20 protein-coding genes and 1 pseudogene are annotated in these 15,613 nt (G+C 73.2%); 16 read left to right on the top strand and 5 right to left on the bottom strand.

What is annotated here, in order from left to right:
* Nucleotides 1-322: 322 nt before the first annotated feature.
* Both DDF67_RS26020 and DDF67_RS10175 read left to right on the top strand, forming a co-directional pair.
* Entirely contained in the window at nt 323-817 is a 495-nt protein-coding gene (locus DDF67_RS26020; RefSeq protein WP_233247603.1) for a hypothetical protein, read from the top strand.
* Nucleotides 741-1,952: a DNA-packaging protein gene (locus tag DDF67_RS10175; protein WP_233247602.1), complete on the top strand. Its 1,212-nt coding sequence runs from the start codon at nt 741-743 to the stop codon at nt 1,950-1,952. Before DDF67_RS26020 ends, DDF67_RS10175 begins: the two co-directional genes overlap by 77 nt.
* A gap of 16 nt (nt 1,953-1,968) precedes the next feature.
* Here the strand turns inward: DDF67_RS10175 and DDF67_RS10170 are convergent, their stop codons facing one another.
* Nucleotides 1,969-2,319, bottom strand: coding sequence for an endonuclease domain-containing protein (locus tag DDF67_RS10170; protein ID WP_233247601.1), 351 nt, complete (start codon nt 2,317-2,319; stop codon nt 1,969-1,971).
* A 99-nt stretch (nt 2,320-2,418) separates the two neighbouring features.
* Here DDF67_RS10170 and DDF67_RS10165 point away from each other — a divergent pair.
* From DDF67_RS10165 to DDF67_RS10115, 10 genes and pseudogenes are all read left to right on the top strand, one after another.
* A pseudogene (locus DDF67_RS10165) lies at nt 2,419-3,604 on the top strand (phage portal protein).
* Nucleotides 3,605-3,754: 150 nt separating this feature from the next.
* Nucleotides 3,755-4,003, top strand: a complete 249-nt coding sequence (locus tag DDF67_RS10160) for a hypothetical protein (RefSeq protein ID WP_109100758.1) — start codon at nt 3,755-3,757, stop codon at nt 4,001-4,003.
* A complete protein-coding gene (locus tag DDF67_RS10155) occupies nt 4,000-4,398 on the top strand; it encodes an HK97 family phage prohead protease (protein ID WP_109100757.1) in 399 nt (132 codons plus the stop codon). Before DDF67_RS10160 ends, DDF67_RS10155 begins: the two co-directional genes overlap by 4 nt.
* 155 nt (nt 4,399-4,553) lie before the next feature.
* Entirely contained in the window at nt 4,554-5,777 is a 1,224-nt protein-coding gene (locus tag DDF67_RS10145) for a phage major capsid protein (protein WP_109100756.1), read from the top strand.
* Between the two features lie 172 nt (nt 5,778-5,949).
* On the top strand, nt 5,950-6,216 hold the full coding sequence (locus DDF67_RS26015; protein ID WP_109100755.1) for a head-tail connector protein: 267 nt from the start codon (nt 5,950-5,952) through the stop codon (nt 6,214-6,216).
* Nucleotides 6,213-6,608 (top strand): DUF3168 domain-containing protein, encoded by a 396-nt coding sequence (locus tag DDF67_RS26010; RefSeq protein ID WP_109100754.1) that lies wholly within the window; start codon nt 6,213-6,215, stop codon nt 6,606-6,608. Before DDF67_RS26015 ends, DDF67_RS26010 begins: the two co-directional genes overlap by 4 nt.
* A 30-nt stretch (nt 6,609-6,638) precedes the next feature.
* A complete protein-coding gene (locus tag DDF67_RS10130) occupies nt 6,639-7,055 on the top strand; it encodes a phage major tail protein, TP901-1 family (protein ID WP_109100753.1) in 417 nt (138 codons plus the stop codon).
* Between the two features lie 13 nt (nt 7,056-7,068).
* Nucleotides 7,069-7,350, top strand: coding sequence for a GTA-gp10 family protein (locus tag DDF67_RS10125; protein WP_109100752.1), 282 nt, complete (start codon nt 7,069-7,071; stop codon nt 7,348-7,350).
* Nucleotides 7,347-7,535 (top strand): phage tail assembly chaperone, encoded by a 189-nt coding sequence (locus DDF67_RS10120; protein ID WP_408608601.1) that lies wholly within the window; start codon nt 7,347-7,349, stop codon nt 7,533-7,535. Before DDF67_RS10125 ends, DDF67_RS10120 begins: the two co-directional genes overlap by 4 nt.
* Complete coding sequence (locus DDF67_RS10115) at nt 7,532-8,053, top strand: phage tail tape measure protein (RefSeq protein ID WP_109100750.1); 522 nt, start codon at nt 7,532-7,534, stop codon at nt 8,051-8,053. Before DDF67_RS10120 ends, DDF67_RS10115 begins: the two co-directional genes overlap by 4 nt.
* Here the strand turns inward: DDF67_RS10115 and DDF67_RS10110 are convergent.
* The 4 genes from DDF67_RS10110 to DDF67_RS10095 all read right to left on the bottom strand — a co-directional run bounded on the left by DDF67_RS10110 (nt 8,050) and on the right by DDF67_RS10095 (nt 10,021).
* Nucleotides 8,050-8,484, bottom strand: a complete 435-nt coding sequence (locus DDF67_RS10110) for a DUF805 domain-containing protein (protein WP_109100749.1) — start codon at nt 8,482-8,484, stop codon at nt 8,050-8,052. The genes DDF67_RS10115 and DDF67_RS10110 overlap by 4 nt on opposite strands.
* Nucleotides 8,481-8,888, bottom strand: a complete 408-nt coding sequence (locus DDF67_RS10105) for a hypothetical protein (RefSeq protein WP_109100748.1) — start codon at nt 8,886-8,888, stop codon at nt 8,481-8,483. The genes DDF67_RS10110 and DDF67_RS10105 overlap by 4 nt, the downstream gene beginning before the upstream one ends.
* A gap of 78 nt (nt 8,889-8,966) precedes the next feature.
* On the bottom strand, nt 8,967-9,425 hold the full coding sequence (locus DDF67_RS10100) for a DUF805 domain-containing protein (protein WP_109100747.1): 459 nt from the start codon (nt 9,423-9,425) through the stop codon (nt 8,967-8,969).
* A gap of 80 nt (nt 9,426-9,505) precedes the next feature.
* Nucleotides 9,506-10,021 carry a hypothetical protein gene (locus DDF67_RS10095; protein ID WP_109100746.1) on the bottom strand — a complete coding sequence of 172 codons (516 nt, stop codon included), beginning with the start codon at nt 10,019-10,021 and terminating at the stop codon, nt 9,506-9,508.
* Between the two features lie 103 nt (nt 10,022-10,124).
* Between DDF67_RS10095 and DDF67_RS10090 the strand changes: the two genes are divergently transcribed.
* The 4 genes from DDF67_RS10090 to DDF67_RS10075 are packed head-to-tail and all read left to right on the top strand — an operon-like array spanning nt 10,125 to nt 15,584.
* Complete coding sequence (locus tag DDF67_RS10090; protein WP_109100789.1) at nt 10,125-10,760, top strand: DUF2460 domain-containing protein; 636 nt, start codon at nt 10,125-10,127, stop codon at nt 10,758-10,760.
* Nucleotides 10,760-11,410, top strand: a complete 651-nt coding sequence (locus DDF67_RS10085) for a baseplate hub domain-containing protein (protein WP_109100745.1) — start codon at nt 10,760-10,762, stop codon at nt 11,408-11,410. Before DDF67_RS10090 ends, DDF67_RS10085 begins: the two co-directional genes overlap by 1 nt.
* Complete coding sequence (locus DDF67_RS10080; RefSeq protein WP_109100744.1) at nt 11,407-11,844, top strand: NlpC/P60 family protein; 438 nt, start codon at nt 11,407-11,409, stop codon at nt 11,842-11,844. Before DDF67_RS10085 ends, DDF67_RS10080 begins: the two co-directional genes overlap by 4 nt.
* Complete coding sequence (locus DDF67_RS10075) at nt 11,844-15,584, top strand: baseplate multidomain protein megatron (protein WP_109100743.1); 3,741 nt, start codon at nt 11,844-11,846, stop codon at nt 15,582-15,584. The genes DDF67_RS10080 and DDF67_RS10075 overlap by 1 nt, the downstream gene beginning before the upstream one ends.
* The last annotated feature ends 29 nt before the right edge of the window (nt 15,585-15,613 follow it).

The following is a 15,613-nucleotide window of genomic DNA, read 5'->3' as shown; positions in this document are numbered from 1 at the left end:
CCCACCGGCATCAGCGCCTCGGCGAAACTGAACTGACCCGTCTGCTTCACCGCCATGCCTGGCCTCCCCGTACTAAACCCAGGGAATCACAATCGGCTAATTTCGCAACACTCCCCTTGCGGGAGAGGGTGGCCCGCGTAGCGGGTCGGGTGAGGGGTCTCTCAGACCTAGACGGACCGGGCTTTCGACCCCTCATCCGTCGGCCTTCGGCCGCCACCTTCTCCCGCAAGGGGAGAAGGACCCCCGGACGGGGATAGAGCAGCGTGGATCCTCGGCGTAGACGGAAAAGAATCGGGCGATATCAGTCGCTTGCAACTTTCTCATGGGGCTGGATCAGACGCGCTCGCTGGCGCCGTATGCTTCTGTCATGGCCGAGAAAAGCGAACAGAACGACGCGCTGCTGAACGAGATCCGCGACCTGGTCGTGGAGACCTATCACGGCGCCGCCAAGGAACTGCTGACCCAGGTGAAGGACGAGCCGCCGAAGGCGCGCCTGGACGCCAGCAAGCAGGTCGCCCTGGTCGGGCGGCCGGTGGAGATGCTCCACGCCGCGGCGCTGCGCTCGCGAAAGATCTCGGCCGCCAAGCAAGCGCGGATCGCCAAGGCGGTCGGCGAGGAGATGGCGATGAATGACGACGAACCCTGGACCGCTGAACGGGTGGAGAAACTCCACGCCGATCTCGAGCGCCGCTTGGGACCTGTTGGGCGAACCCTGGAACTTAAGCGTCTGGTTGAGCTGCGTGCCGGACTTGGGTCTGGCGGCGGCGGCGCTGGCGCGGTCGTGGAAGGCGGCGGATCACCAGACACCGCCGAGTGACCCCTGGGCGACCTGGCTGATGCTGGGCGGGCGGGGCGCGGGCAAGACCTTCGCCGGGGCCGGCTGGATCACCGACCAGGCCGCGCGCCCGTGCCGGATGGCGCTGGTGGGACCCACCTTCCACGACGTGCGCGAGGTGATGATCGAGGGGCCGTCGGGCCTGCGGGCCATGGCCCAGGCGGGCAACCGCGTGCGCTGGGAAGGCTCGCGCCGGCGGCTGGTCTGGGAGACGGGCGCGGAGGCCTACGCCTTTTCGGCGGAGGATCCCGACAGCCTGCGCGGGCCGCAGTTCCATGCCGCCTGGGCCGACGAGTTCTGCGCCTGGCCCAAGGCCAGCGAGACCCTGGCCATGCTGCGGTTCGGCTTGAGGCTGGGCGAGGATCCCAGGCTGGTGGTGACCACCACGCCGCGTCCGACCCGGGCGCTGAAGGTCTTGATGGCGCAGCCGGGCGTGGTGACCACGCGGGCGGGGACGGCGGCCAACGCCGGCAACCTGGCGCCCCAGTTCCTGGCCACGCTGGAGGGGCTGTACGGCGGCACCCGGCTGGCGGCCCAGGAGCTTGAGGGCATCGTCGTCGAGACCGACGGCGGGCTGTTCCGGGCCGAGGACCTGGCGCGCTGCCGCGGCGCGCCGCCAGCGAAATTCGACCGGGTGGTGGTGGCGGTCGACCCGCCGGCCACGGCGCGCGGCGACGCCTGCGGGGTGGTGGTGGCCGGCCGCAGGGACGGCCGAGCCTATGTGCTGGCCGACCGCACGGCGCGAGGGCTTTCGCCCAACGGCTGGGCGCGCCTGGCGGTGGCGGCGGCGGTGGATTTCGACGCCGACGCCCTGGTGGCCGAGGCCAACCAGGGCGGCGACATGGTGCGCACCGTGCTGGCCCAGGCCGCGCCGCCGTGCCCGATCAAGCTGGTGCGGGCGTCCGTGGGCAAGCGGGCGCGGGCCGAGCCGGTGGCGGCGCTCTATGAACAGGGGCGCGTGGTGCACTGCGGGGCGTTTCCGGCGCTGGAGGAGGAGTTGATGGGCCTGGGCGACGGGGATCTCGGGCACAGTCCGGACCGGGCCGATGCGCTGGTCTGGGCGCTGAGCGAGCTGATGCTGGGCGGAGGGAGGGAGCCGCGGCTCCGGGTGGTTTAGCGCCCTGCGGGCGGCTTCAAGGATCCTCCCCCTGAAGGGGGAGGTGGCCCGGAGGGCCGGAGGGGGAAGTGTCTTCGATCAAGGCCAGGATCGTGGCCAGAGCATCGTCGACGGACGCGAGCACTTCGAAGGCCGGTATCCGCAAGGTTCGCACGCCTCGCTCGGCAAGACGCAGGTCGCGGATGCGATCCCGCTCAGGCCGGTCCTCGGTTTCGTGGGCATAGCCGTCGATCTCGACGGCCAGCTGAGCCTGGGGGCAGTAGAAATCCAAGACGTAGGGGCCGGCGGGATGTTGTCGGCGGAATTTCCATCCCTCCAGGCGACCGCCCTTGAGGCCCTGCCATAGCAGGACTTCGGGGAGGGACATCTCTCGCCGGAGCTTTCGGGCTCGGGCGATGCGGGGTCTGAGCGACTGCATGGACTTCCCCCTCCGTCGCTTCGCGACACCTCCCCCTTCAGGGGGAGGATCTTGATACATCGTTCTTTATTTGTTCTCAATCATCACGGGAGCGGCCATGGCCCTTTTCGCGCGCCGGCGCGTGCCGGAAATCAAGGAGTCTCGGGCGGCCAGGCTGGTCGCCCTGACCAGCGGCGGGCGGCCGCAGTGGACGCCGAGGGACTATGGGGCGCTGGCCAGCGAGGGGTTTGCGAAGAACCCGGTGGCCTATCGCTGCGTGCGGATGATCGCCGAGGCGGCGGCGGCCGTGCCGCTGGCGGTGTTCCACGAGGGACGGCGCCGCGAGGATCACCCGCTGGCGCGGCTGCTAGCCCGGCCCAATCCCGAGCAGGGCGGACCGGACCTGATGGAGCAGTTCTTCGGGCACCTGCAGGTGGCGGGCAACGGCTACCTGGAAGCGGCCGGCGAGCAGCCGACCGAGCTCTACGCCCTGAGGCCCGACCGGATGGCGGTGGTTCCCGGGCCGCGCGGCTGGCCGGCGGCCTACGACTACCAGGCCGGCGGGCGGACGGCGCGGATCGCGCGGGACGCCGAGGGCTGGCTGCCCGTGCTGCACCTGAAGCTGTTCAACCCCACGAGCGACCACTACGGGGCCTCGCCGCTGGAGGCCGCCGCCTTCGCCATCGACGTGCACAACGCCTCGGGGGCGTGGAACAAGAGCCTGCTCGACAACGCCGCGCGGCCCTCGGGGGCGCTGGTCTACGGCGGGCGCGACGGCGACCGGCTTTCCGAGGAACAGTTCGAGCGGCTGAAGGCCGAGCTGGCCAATGCGCATGGCGGCGCCGACAACGCCGGGCGGCCGCTGCTGCTGGAGGGCGGGCTGGAGTGGAAGCCGATGTCGCTGACGCCGGCGGATCTGGACTTCGTCGAGGGCAAGCACGCGGCGGCGCGCGAGATCGCCCTGGCCTTCGGGGTTCCGCCGCAGCTCCTGGGGATCCCCGGCGACAACACCTACGCCAACTATCGCGAGGCCAACGGGGCGTTCTGGCGGCACACGGTGGTTCCCCTGGCCGAGCGGGCGGCGCGGGCGATCACCGCCTGGCTGGGGGCCAAGTTCCCCGGCGCGCGGGTGGGCTGCGACCTGGACGCCGTGCCGGCGCTGAGCGCCGAGCGCGACGCCCTGTGGGCGCGGCTGGAGGCGGCCAGCTTCCTGACGGACGCCGAGCGGAGAAGGTTGGCGGGGTTGGAAATCTAGAGAACCTCCCCCTGTGGGGGAGGCGATCGCGCAGCGATCGGAGGGGGGAGCCGGCGCCGACGTTCAGGCGCCCCGGAAGCTGAAAACTTCCCCCCACCGGCCTTCGGCCGCCTGCCCCACGGGGGAGGTTCCTGAATTCTGGAGAGGTTGATGACAACACCCAACCGCTGGCGGCTGGACCGCCAGATCTCGGCGGCCGTGCTGGTGGCGGTGACGCTGCAGGCGGCCGCGGCGCTGATGTGGGCTGGGCGGGCCAGCGCGCGGATCGACGACCTGACGCGGCGCCTCGACGCCCAGGCGCCGGTGGCCGAGCGGCTGGCCAGGCTGGAGACCCAGGCCGAGGCCACGCGCGCGGCGCTGGTGCGCATCGAGGCCAAGCTCGATGGAGCCGGGCGATGAGCGACCTGCGCATCGAGGGCTATGCGTCGCTGTTCTGGACCCGCGACCTCAACGACGACGTCACCGCCGCCGGCGCCTTCAAGCAAAGCCTGGAGGCCGGGCCGATCCGCATGCTGCACCAGCATGACGAGGCCGAGCCCGTGGGGGTCTGGGACGAGGCGTTCGAGGACGCGCGCGGCCTGTTCGTCCGTGGGCGGATCATCACCGCGACGCCGCGCGGGCGGCTGGTGGCGGCCCTGGTCAGGGCTGGCGCTCTGGACGGGCTGTCGATCGGGTTTCGGCAGGTCAAGGCGCGGCGCGACGGCGCCCTGCGGGTGCTCTCCCGCGTCGACCTCTGGGAGGTGTCGATCGTGACGTTTCCGATGCTGCCTCAGGCGCGGCTGGCGGTGGTTTGAACACAGAAATCCTCCCCCCAAAGGGGGAGGTGGCCCGGAGGGCCGGAGGGGGAAGCGATCCCCGCGCCGGCCACTTCCCCCTCTGTCGTCCCGGCCTTCGCCGGGCCGACACCTCCCCCTTCTGGGGGAGGATCTTCCCAAAAACGGAGAACTCCATGAAGGAAACCAAACAGGTCCCGGCCTCGCCGGAGGCCCGGGCGGCGCTGGCCGAGATGCTGGCGGCGTTCGAGGGCTTCAAGGCGGCCAACGACCAGCGGCTGGCGGCGATCGAGAGCAAGAGCGCCGACGTGCTGCTGGAGGAGAAGGTGTCGCGCATCGACGCGGCCCTGAACGCGGCCCAGGATCGGCTGGACCGCGTGCTGGCCGACAGCCGCCGTCCGGCCCTGGCGGGCGAGGCCCCGGCCGCGCGGGTCGACGAGCGCAAGGCCGCCTTCGACCGCTATGTGAAGACGGGCGAGACGGGCGGTCTTCTGGAGGCCAAGGGCCTGTCGGAGGGGACGGCCACGGCCGGCGGCTATGTGGCGCCGCCCGAACTGGAGCGGCAGATCCTGCGCCGCCTGGCCGCCACCTCGCCGATGCGCGAGATCTGCCAGGTGCGCACCATCGGCGGCGGGACCTTCCGCAAGCCGGTCAGCCCCACGGGCCTGGCGGCGGCCTGGGTGGCCGAGACGGCCGCCCGTCCGGAGACCACGGCGCCCACGCTGGACGTCATCGACTTCCCGGCCGGCGAGCTCTACGCCAGTCCGGCCGCGACCCAGGCCCTGCTCGACGACGCCTATGTCAGCATCGACGAGTGGCTGGCCGAGGAGGTGCAGGACGCCTTCGCCGCCCAGGAGACGGCGGCCTTCGTGGCCGGCGACGGGGTCAACAAGCCCAAGGGCCTCCTGGCCTACACCGCAGCCCCGGACGCGTCGTACACGTGGGGTCAACTGGGCTATGTGGCCACCGGCGTGGCCGGGAACTGGCCGGCCAGCAACCCGACCGACAAGCTGATCGACCTGATCTATTCGGCCAAGGCCCAGTACCGCCAGAACGGCCGCTTCATGCTGAACCGCCGCACGGTCAGCGCGGTGCGCAAGTTCAAGGACGCGCAGGGCAACTACATCTGGAACGCGGCGCTGCAGCCGGGGCAGTCGGCGTCCCTGCTCGGTTTTCCGGTCACCGAGATCGAGGCCATGCCCGACGTGGCGGCCAACAGCTTCGCCGTGGCGTTCGGGGACTTCGAAAAGGGCTACCTGATCGTCGATCGCGCCGGGGTGCGGGTGCTGCGCGACCCCTATTCGGCCAAGCCGCACGTGCTGTTCTACACGACGAAGCGCGTCGGCGGCGGCGTGCAGAACTTCGACGCGGTGAAGCTGCTGAAGTTCTCGGTGAGCTGATCTGAACGGAACCCCTCCGGCTCTCCGAGAACCTCCCCCGTGGGGGAGGCGGCCCGAAGGGCCGGAGGGGGGCAGCTTTCGGGGCGTTGGCCGTCGTCGCGGTCACCCCCCACCGATCGCTACGCGATCGCCTCCCCCACGGGGGGAGGCTCCTGAAAAATGGACAATCCCCATGCCCAACTCAGTGACCTTGGCGCAGGCCAAGGAATTCCTGCGTGCGAGCGGCGAGGACGAGCTGGTCGGCCTGCTGATCGACGCCGCCGAGGCGCGGGTCGGGCAGGCCGCCGGCGTCGTGCTGAGCGCCGCCAGTCCCGCGCCGCTGCGCCTGGCCGTGCTGATCCTTGCCTGCCACGCCTACGAGCATCGGCACGACGGCAGGCCGCCGCCGCTGTCGCTGGTCGAGCCCTGGATCGCGCCCTATCGGGAGGCCCGGCTGTGAGCGCCGAGGTCGCCCTGGCCAGGGCGCTGGCCCAGCTGCTGGCCGGCGCGCCGGCGGTGTCGGCGATCGCGGGGACGCGGGTGCACGCCGCCCCGCCCAGGATGCTGACCTATCCGTGCGTCAGCGTCGGCCGGATCGAGAGCCGCCCCGTGGGCGAGGCCGACCTGCTCGAGCACGTGGTGACGATCACCTGCGCCTCGCGTTTCGGCGGGCCGGAGGAGGCGCGGGCCATGGTCGCGGCCGCGCGGCTGGCGCTGCACGACGCGCGGCCGGCCGTCGAGGGGCGGGTGCTGGCTTCGCTGAAGGTGCGCTTTTGCGACGTGTTCGCCGCGGCCGACGACGAGCTGACCCTGGGCGTGCTGCGCGTGCGGGCCGTCAGCGAGCCGGCCTGAACTTCCCAACAGAGATCGAGGAGACCGACCATGGCCGCGCAAGCCGGCAAGGACATGCTGCTGAAGATCGGCGACGAGGGCTCGCCGCAGGCGTTCGTGACGGTGGCGGGGCTGCGCGCCCGGACCATCAGCCTGAACGCCAGGACCATCGACGCCACCGACGGCGACAGCGCCGGGCGCTGGCGCGAACTGCTGGCCGGGGCCGGCGTGCGCTCGGCCGCGGTGTCGGGGGCGGGGGTGTTTCGCGACGCGGCCTCGGACGCCCTGGTGCGCGACAGCTTCTTTTCCCAGACCGCCAGGACCTGGCGCCTCGTCATCCCCGACTTCGCCCAGCTGGAGGGGCCGTTCCTGGTCTCGGCGCTGGAATATGCCGGCCAGCACGACGGCGAGGCGGCCTTCGCCCTGACCCTGGCCTCGGCCGGGGCGGTCAGCGTGACGGCGATCTGAAGGGGGCGGCGAGATGACCCTTCCCAACCTGGCCAGGGGCGAGGTCGCCGTGGTGCTGGGCGGCGTGACGCGGCGGCTGTGCCTGACGCTCGGCGCCCTGGCGCGGATCGAGGCGGCGCTGGGGCTGGCCGACTGGAGCCAGCTGCCCCAGCGGCTGGCGCGGCCGTCGGCGAGCGACCTGATGGCGGTGCTGGCGGCGCTGGTCGACGACGAGCTGGGGCCGCTGGACGTGGCGGGGCTGCACCCGCGCGAGGCCGCCGACGCGGTGGCCAAGGCCCTGGCGGCGGCCGCGTGACGCCCTGGGGCGCGATGCTGCGGCGGGCGGCGATCGAGTTCGCCGCGCCGCCGCAGGCCTTCTGGCGGCTGTCGCTGAAGGAGTGGCGGGCGCTGGCAGGGGCGCCGTCCGCGCCTGTGCTGGCGCGGTCGGGCCTGGCGGCGCTGATGGCGCGGTTTCCCGATGAGGAAGGAGCAGACCAATGAGCGGTTTCGACGAGCTTGAGGGCCTGCCGCTGCGCACGGCCGAGGCGGGCGAGGCGCTGGCCTCGCTGGAGGCGCCCGCCCGGGCGGCGGCGCGGTCGATCGAGGAGGTGTTCGCGGTCGCCGGGGCCAGCCTGGCGCGGTCGCTGTCGCGGGCGGCGGCCGACGGCGAGGTGTCGCTGGGCGAGCTGGCGCGGGCGGTGCTGGGGGCGGTCTCCGGCGGCGGACGAAGCGGGGGCGGCGGCCTGGGCGAGGCCCTGGGGGCTGCGCTGTCGGGCGCGTTCTCCGGGGCGCGGGCCGAGGGCGGGCCGGTGACCGGCGGCGGGGCCTATCTGGTCGGCGAGCGCGGGCCCGAAGTGTTCCGTCCGGCCGGGGCCGGGACGATCGAGGCGGCGGGCGGCGGCGGGATCAGCGTGACGGTGCAGGTCAGCGGCGGCGACGCCGGCGGCCTGGCCCGCTCGGACGCCCAGCTGGCCCAGGCGCTGGCGCGGGCGGTGAGCCTGGGCGCGCGACGGCTCTAGCCGAACACCTCGGCGGTTTCGCCCGGCGCGGCCTTGGGCTTGCGCGAGGGCAGGCAGCCGAGAACGACGATCAGGCCGACCATCAGCAGGGCCGCTCCGAGGTTGAACAGGCTGGTGGAGAACTCCGTCGAGGAGCCTTCGATGTTCAACCGTCCGGGATCGACCGCGAAGGCTTTGTTCAGAGCGATGGTCAGCAGGATGATCGGCGCCGGGAACGGCGCCAGCCAGAACGGCAGGCCCGCGTCGCGCAGGCGACGGGCGGCGAAGGCGCTCCAGACGGCCAGGGTCAGCCAGTCCATGGCGTCGGCGAAGAGTTCGTTGCGGATCAGCTCCAGAGCCACGAACGCGGCGACCAGCAGGCCCACGAACGAGAGCCAGTATTCCAGGCGTTCGCCGCGACCGGTCAGATAGGCGACGACGGGGGCGATCATCCGAACACCTCGGCTTGGTCGCGGGGCGTCGGGAGGGTCGAGGGCTTGGATCTCCAGACGCCGATCGTCAGCCAGAAGCCCAGCCACAGGATGATCATGGCGACCGGCAACGTGTTGAGGATCGCGGTCTGGCCGGGGCGATCCAGGTCGACGCCGATCACGAACGCCGCCGCGATCAAGGCCAGAAGGACGGGGATCGGCGCCAGGCAGAACCAGACGGGCCAGCCGATGTCGCGGAACCGCCGCGAGGCCAACAGGAACCAGGCGCCGATCAGCAGCCAGACGAGGACGGCGTTGTCGGTGACGAAGCGCAGGCCCAGGTGGCACCCGATCAGAGCCCCGACGGTGATCCAGTATTCCAGCCGGCGGCAGCGGCCCAGCAGATAGTTCCTGATCGCGTCCACGCCGCCCCCGACACGCAAAACCCCGCCGCGACAGTAGCGGCGGGGTTGCGTCGGTGAAAGGGCTATCGCACGCGTCGATCAGACGGCCAGAGCGTTCAGGGGCGGGTCGCCCCAGCGGTTGTCGCTGGTCTCGCCCTGGCTGCAGCCGACCCAGAGGGTGAAGGCGATGCTGACCAGGAAGCCCAGGACCAGGGCCATGACCACGCCGCCGGCGCCGGCGAGGGCGAAGAGCTCGGGGTCGCCGCCGCTCAGGGCGATGGCCGCCGCGCCGAAGCCCAGCCACAGGGCCGAACCGATCAGCAGCACCGGACCCAGGACGATCGGCATGATCTGCCACCAGCCGCTCTTGCCCATGTCGTGCAGGCGCTTGGCGTAGATGCAGACGAAGCAGTAGAGCGAGGCCAGGGCGGCCAGCTGACCGATCACCGGAACCCAGTGGGCGACCGTGTTGACGCCCAGCAGGACGAGCCAGGCGATCCAGAACGCCTGACGGCCGATGCGGCCGTCGGCGGAGAACATAAGGGTTTTCCAGTCCATGTCTCTTGTCTCCCAACCTTGAGGAGAGACTAGGGCCTGCCCCTGCGCGGCTGAAGTGAAATGGACGTCATGACAAGGGTTTAACCCGCCGGGGCGAAGGTCGGCGCCAGTTCGGGCGCGGGCTTCGCGCGGCGCGGACCGGCCTCGACGCCCAGCCAGCCCAGCAGGGCCAGCCACAGCAGGCCCGAGGCGCCGGCGCCGGTGAAGATCGGCACGATCACGGCCATGCCGTCCAGGCGGCCCATCCAGGCCATCAGCCCGCCGGTGAGGATCAGGTCCAGGCCCCAGACCCCGACCAGCGGCCAGGGGCCGTGGCCCATGTCGCGCAGGCGCTTGAGGCACAGGACGCCGCTGATCCAGCCCTGCAGGGCCAGGATGGCGAGGCCGGGGACCCAGCCGTCGAAGCCCAGCGCCGGACCGCTGACGTCGACCAGCCAGGGCCCGACCAGGGGCACGGCGGCCATGGGGGCCGCGCCATGGCGCCCGAACGCCAGGAAGCCGCCGATCTCGAGCCCGAGCAGCAGGAACAGGCCCAGCCAGAACGGTCCGCGGCCGATGGCGCCGCGCGGCGAGAGGAGCAGGGCGAAGAAGGGCACGGCGGGGTCTCCGGCGGGTCTGGATAGAATGTAAGTAAATAATCACTCACATTGTGCAGCTGTCAAGGAGGACTCGCTGATGAGCCTTGAGACGACCCTGGGGATGAGCGCCTTTCACGAGGTGCGGCTGCCCGTTCGCCTGGCCTTCGGCGGGACGAGCGGGATCGAGCGCCGCACCGAGATCGTCGGCCTGGCCTCGGGCTTCGAGCAGCGGTCCAGCCCCTGGGCTCACGGGCGCCGGCGCTATCTGGTGGGCACGGCCACGCGCAGCCTGGACGAGGCGGCCGAGCTGGTCGCGTTCTTCGAGGCGCGGCGGGGGCGGCTTTGCGGGTTCCGGTTCCGCGATCCGGCCGACTTCAAGTCGTGCGCGCCGTCGCTGACCCCGGCGCCGACCGACCAGGCGCTGGGCGTGGGCGACGGGGCGCGGACGGTGTTCCAGCTGGCCAAGTCCTATGGGGCCGACGTCGAGGCGGCGGTGATCCGGCCGATCGCCAAGCCGCAGGCGGGCGGCGTGCGGGTGGCGGTGGCCGGGGTGGAGCAGGCGGCCGGGGCCTTCGCGGTCGACGCGGCCACGGGCCTGGTGACCCTGGCCAGCGCGCCGGCGGCGGGGGCGAGGGTCACCGCGGGCTTCCTGTTCGATACGCCGGTGCGCTTCGACCTCGACCGGATCGACGTGACCCTGGAGGGGTTCGGCGCGGCCCGGGTGGGGGCGGTGTCGCTGGTCGAGGTGCGGGTCTGATGCGCGCGGTCGACGCGGCGCTGGCGGCGCGCATCGAGAGCGGGGCGGCGGGCCTTTGCCACGCCTGGGTGCTGACCCGCCTGGACGGGACGGTGCTGGGCTTCACCGACCACGACCGCGACCTTGCGGTGGCGGGTGTGGCCTGCCGGGCGGCCAGCGGCTGGACGGCCGGCGCGGCGCAGAGCGAGTCGGGGTCTGGTCCCGGCCTGGCGGCGGCGCTGGGGGCGCTGGACGACGCGGCGATCACCGCGGCCGACATTGAGGCCGGGCTCTATGACGGGGCGAGGGTGGTCTGCCGGCGGGTGGACTGGCGCATGCCGGACCTGTTCGTCGAGCTGTGGCGGGCGAAGGTGGCGCGGCTGGCCTGGACCGGCGCGGCCTTCACCGCCGAGCTGGAGGGGCCGGCGGCCGAGCTGGAGCGCGTGGCCGGCCGGGCCTATGCCCGAAACTGCGACGCGAGCCTGGGCGACGCGCGCTGCGGCGTCGACCTTGCCGCCCATCCCGGCGCCCGCTGCGACCGGCGCTGGGCGACCTGCCGCGAGGTGTTTTCCAACGCCGCCAACTTCCGCGGCTTTCCAAGCCTGCCGGGCGAGGACTTCGTCACCCTCTATCCCTCGCAGGGCGAGGCCAACGACGGGGGCCGGCGATGAGGGCGCGGGTCCTGGCCGAGGCCAGGGCGTGGCTCGGCACGCCCTACCAGCACCAGGCCAGTCTCAAGGGCGTGGGCTGCGACTGCCTGGGGCTGGTGCGCGGGGTGTGGCGGGCGCTGCACGGCGCCGAGCGCGAGGCGCCGCCGCCCTATCGCCCCGACTGGGCCGAGCTGGGGACGGGCGAGCCGCTGCTGGAGGGGCTTTCGCGGACCCTGGTCCCCCTCGCGCCGGCCGAGGCGCGGCCGGGCGACGTGCTGGTGTTCCGCGTGGCCGCCGGGGCGGCGGCCAAGCACTGCGCGATCCTGTCGGAGCAAGGTCCGGCGGGCGCGCGGATGATCCATGCCTACTGGGGGCGGGCCTGCATCGAGAGCTGGCTGGGACCCTGGTGGCGCACGCGGCTGGTCGCCGCCTTCTCGTTTCCGGAGAGCGTGTGATGGCGCAGATGATCCTGAAGGCGGCCGGCTCGGGCCAGGGCGTCGTGGGGGCGATCGGGGCGGGCCTGGCGGCGATGGTCGACGTGGGCCTCGCCTCGGCCCTGGCGCCTGCGCGCGAGGGGCCGCGCATCGCCGAGCTGCGGCTGACCGGAGCGGCCGAGGGCGCGCCGACGCCGTGCGTGTTCGGCCGGGCGCGGGTGAGCGGCCAGGTGATCTGGGCGACGCGCTTCGCCGAGCACCGCCGCGAGACCGGCGGCAAGGGCGGGCGCGTGCGCAGCTACGGCTACAGCCTGTCGCTGGCCCTGGCGGTCGGCGAGGGGCCGATCGACGGCGTCGGCCGGGTGTGGGCCGACGGCAAGGTGATGGACATGGACGGCGTGGTCATGCGCGTCCATCGCGGAACCGAGGACCAGCTTCCCGATCCCCTGATCGCGGCGGTGGAGGGCGAGGCGCCGGCCTATCGCGGCACGGCCTATGTGGTGTTCGAGGACCTGTCGCTGGACGCCTTCGGCGGGCGGCCGCCGCAGCTGTCGTTCGAGGTGTTCCGCCGCGTGGGCGGCGACGGGACAGGGCTGGAGGACCGGCTGCAGAGCGTGTGCCTGATCCCCGGGGCGGGCGAGTTCGTGCTGGCGACCGACGTGGTGCTGCGTCGCGAGGGGCTGACGCGGACGAAGTCCGAGAACCAGAACAACGCCGAGGGGCGGGCCGACCTCCTGCTGTCGCTGGACCAGCTGCAGGCGCAGCTGCCGAACGTGACGCACGTGAACCTGGTGGTCTCGTGGTTCGGGACCGACCTGCGCTGCGGAGCCTGCGAGATCCGGCCGGGCGTCGAGGCGGCCGACAAGCCGACCGAGCCGATGGCCTGGCAGGTGGCGGGGCTGGAGCGGGGGCAGGCGCACCTGATTTCGCACAGCGGCGGCGGGGTCGCCTATGGCGGCACGCCGGCCGATGCGGCGGTGGTGCAGGCGATCGCCGAGCTGAAGCGGCGGGGGCTGGGCGTCACGCTCTATCCGTTCGTGCTGATGGACGTGCCGGCGGGCAGCGGACTTGTCGATCCGCACGGCGGCGCCGAGCAGGCCGCCTATCCCTGGCGGGGGCGGATCACCTGCCATCCCGCGCCGGGACGGGCGGGATCGCCGCACAAGACCCCGGCGGCGGCCGCTCAAGCAGCGGCGTTCTTCGACGGCCAGTGGGGCTTTTCGCGGTTCGTGCGGCACTATGCGGTTCTGGCCGTGCAGGCGGGCGGGGTGGACGGCTTCCTGATCGGCTCGGAGCTGGCGGGGCTGACCCGGGTGCGGGACGCGGCGGGCTTTCCCGCGGTCGGGGCGCTGAAGGCCCTGGCCGGGCAGGTGCGCGCGATCGTCGGACCGGAGACGAAGATCGGCTACGCCGCCGACTGGAGCGAGTATTTCGGCTCCCAGCCGGCCGACGGCTCGGGCGACGTGCATTTCCATCTCGACCCGCTGTGGGCCGATCCGGACATCGACTTCGTGGGGATCGACTACTACCCGCCGATCACCGACTGGCGGGACGGGACGGACCATCTGGACGCCGCCGCCGGCTGGGGCGGGCCGCACGACCTGGCCTATCTGCGCCAGGGGCTGACGGGCGGCGAGGGTTTCGAGTGGTTCTACGCCTCGGCTGCGGACCGGGCGGCGCAGGTCCGCAGCCCGATCACCGACGGGGCGCATGGCGAGCCTTGGGTGTTCCGGCCCAAGGACCTGCTGTCCTGGTGGTCCAATCCGCACCACGACCGGCCCGGCGGGGGGCGGGCGGCGAGCCCGACGGCTTGGGTTCCGAAATCCAAGCCGATCCGGCTGATCGAGTTCGGTTGCGGGGCGGTGGACAAGGGCGCCAATGCGCCCAACCTGTTCGTCGACGAGAAGAGCGGCGAAAGCGCCCTGCCGCCGTTCTCGGACGCGAGCGCCGACGAGCTGGGCCAGCGGCGGGCGCTGGAAGCGGTGCTGGGGTGGGTGGCCGACGCGGAGGCCAATCCGGTGTCGCCGGTCTATGGCGGGCCGATGATCGAGCAGGCCAGCGCCTGGTGCTGGGACGCGCGGCCGTTTCCCGACTTTCCGGCGCGCGCGGGGGTGTGGGCCGACGCTCCGAACTGGCGGCTGGGCCACTGGCTGAACGGCCGGGCCGGCGCCTTTAGCCTGGGCGAGCTGGTCGTGGCGGTGGCGGCGCGAGCCGGGGTGGAGATCGATCCGGGCGAGGCGTCCGGCGTCGTGGCCGGCTATCTGATCGAGCGGCCGATGCGGGTGCGCGACGCCCTGGCGCCGCTGACCGAGGCCTTCGGGCTGGATGCGGTGGAGCGCGGCGGGCGGGTGCGGCTGGTGTCGCGCTCGGGTCCGGCGTCGGGGACGCTGGACGAGGACGACCTGGCCTGGCCGGAGGATCGCGGGGCGCCGGCCAGTGCGGCGCGGCGGCTGGAGGATCCGGCCGCGGCCGTGCGGCTGCGCTTCGTCGACCTGGCGCGCGACTACCAGGCCGGCGGCCTGATCGTGCGCGGCGGGGCCGGGGCCCTGACCCTGGACGTGGAGGCGCCGCTGGTGCTGACGGCGGTCCAGGCGGGCGCGATCGCCCAGCGCCGCCTGGATGCGGAAAGCGCGGCGCGGCGCGAGCGGATCGTCCACCTGTCGCCGCTGGCGGCCCTGGCCTGGGAGGCCGGCGACCGGCTGGCGCTGGACGGCCAGGCCTGGCGGGTGACGCGGGTGGATGTGGACGAGCGGCCGCGGGCGACGCTGCTGCCGGTGTTGCCGGCGGCGGGCGAGGCGGGCGGCGAGATCGACTGGAGCCCGGCGCCGTCGCGTCCGGCGCCGGGGCCGCCGGCGCTGATGGTGCTGGACCTGCCGCCGCTGCCCGGCGCGGAGGAGGACGCCCGGCCGCTGGTGGCGGTGGCGGCCCAGCCGTGGCGGGCCTTCGACGTGCATGCGGGGGCGGACGTGGAGAGCCTGCGGGTGCGGGCCGGGGCGACGACCGGGGCGGTGGTGGGGACGACGCTGTCGGACCTGCCGGCCGGACCGCGCCACCGCATCGACCGGGGAACGCCTCTCGTCGTGCGGCTGGAAGGCGGGGCGCCGCGGAGCCGCAGCCGGGCCGCGGTGCTGGCCGGCGAGAACCTGCTGGCGGTGCGCGGACCAGGCGGCTGGGAGCTGCTGCAGTTCCTGGAGGCGGAGGCCGTGGGGCCGGACGCCTTCGCGCTGAGCGGCCTGCTGCGAGGGCAGGGCGGGTCGGACATGGCCCAGATGGTCGCGGCCGGCGCCGAGGCGGTGCTGGTCGACGAGGCGCTGGCGAGAGCCGAGGCGTCGCTGGCCGAGCGCGGCCTGCCGCTGATCTGGCGCGCCGCTCCGGCCGGCGGTCCGGCGGCCGGGCCCGGGATGCGTCAGGTGGAGGCGACCTGGCGGGGGCAGGCCCTGCGGCCGTGGTCGCCGGCCCACCTGCGGGCGAAGACGGCGGGCGGCGAGACGCGGCTGTCGTGGATCCGCCGGACCCGGATCGGCGGCGACAGCTGGGAGGCGGAGGTCCCGCTCTCGGAGGCGACCGAGGCCTGGCGGGTGGAGATCCTGGACGGGGAGGCGGTGGTGCGGACGGCGCAGGTTTCGACGCCCGCCTTCGCCTGGACGGCGGCCATGCGGGCGACCGACCTGCCGGCGGGACCGTCCGGGGCGCTGCGCGCCAGGGTGGCGCAGGGCTCGGCGATCTGGGGCTGGGGAGCGCCTGCGACGATCGCGCTGTGATATTAATGCAACATTTGGCTTGCGCCCGG

This window comes from Caulobacter endophyticus (assembly GCF_003116815.1).
Lineage (GTDB): Bacteria > Pseudomonadota > Alphaproteobacteria > Caulobacterales > Caulobacteraceae > Caulobacter > Caulobacter endophyticus.
This window is presented reverse-complemented; position numbering and strand designations above follow the sequence as displayed.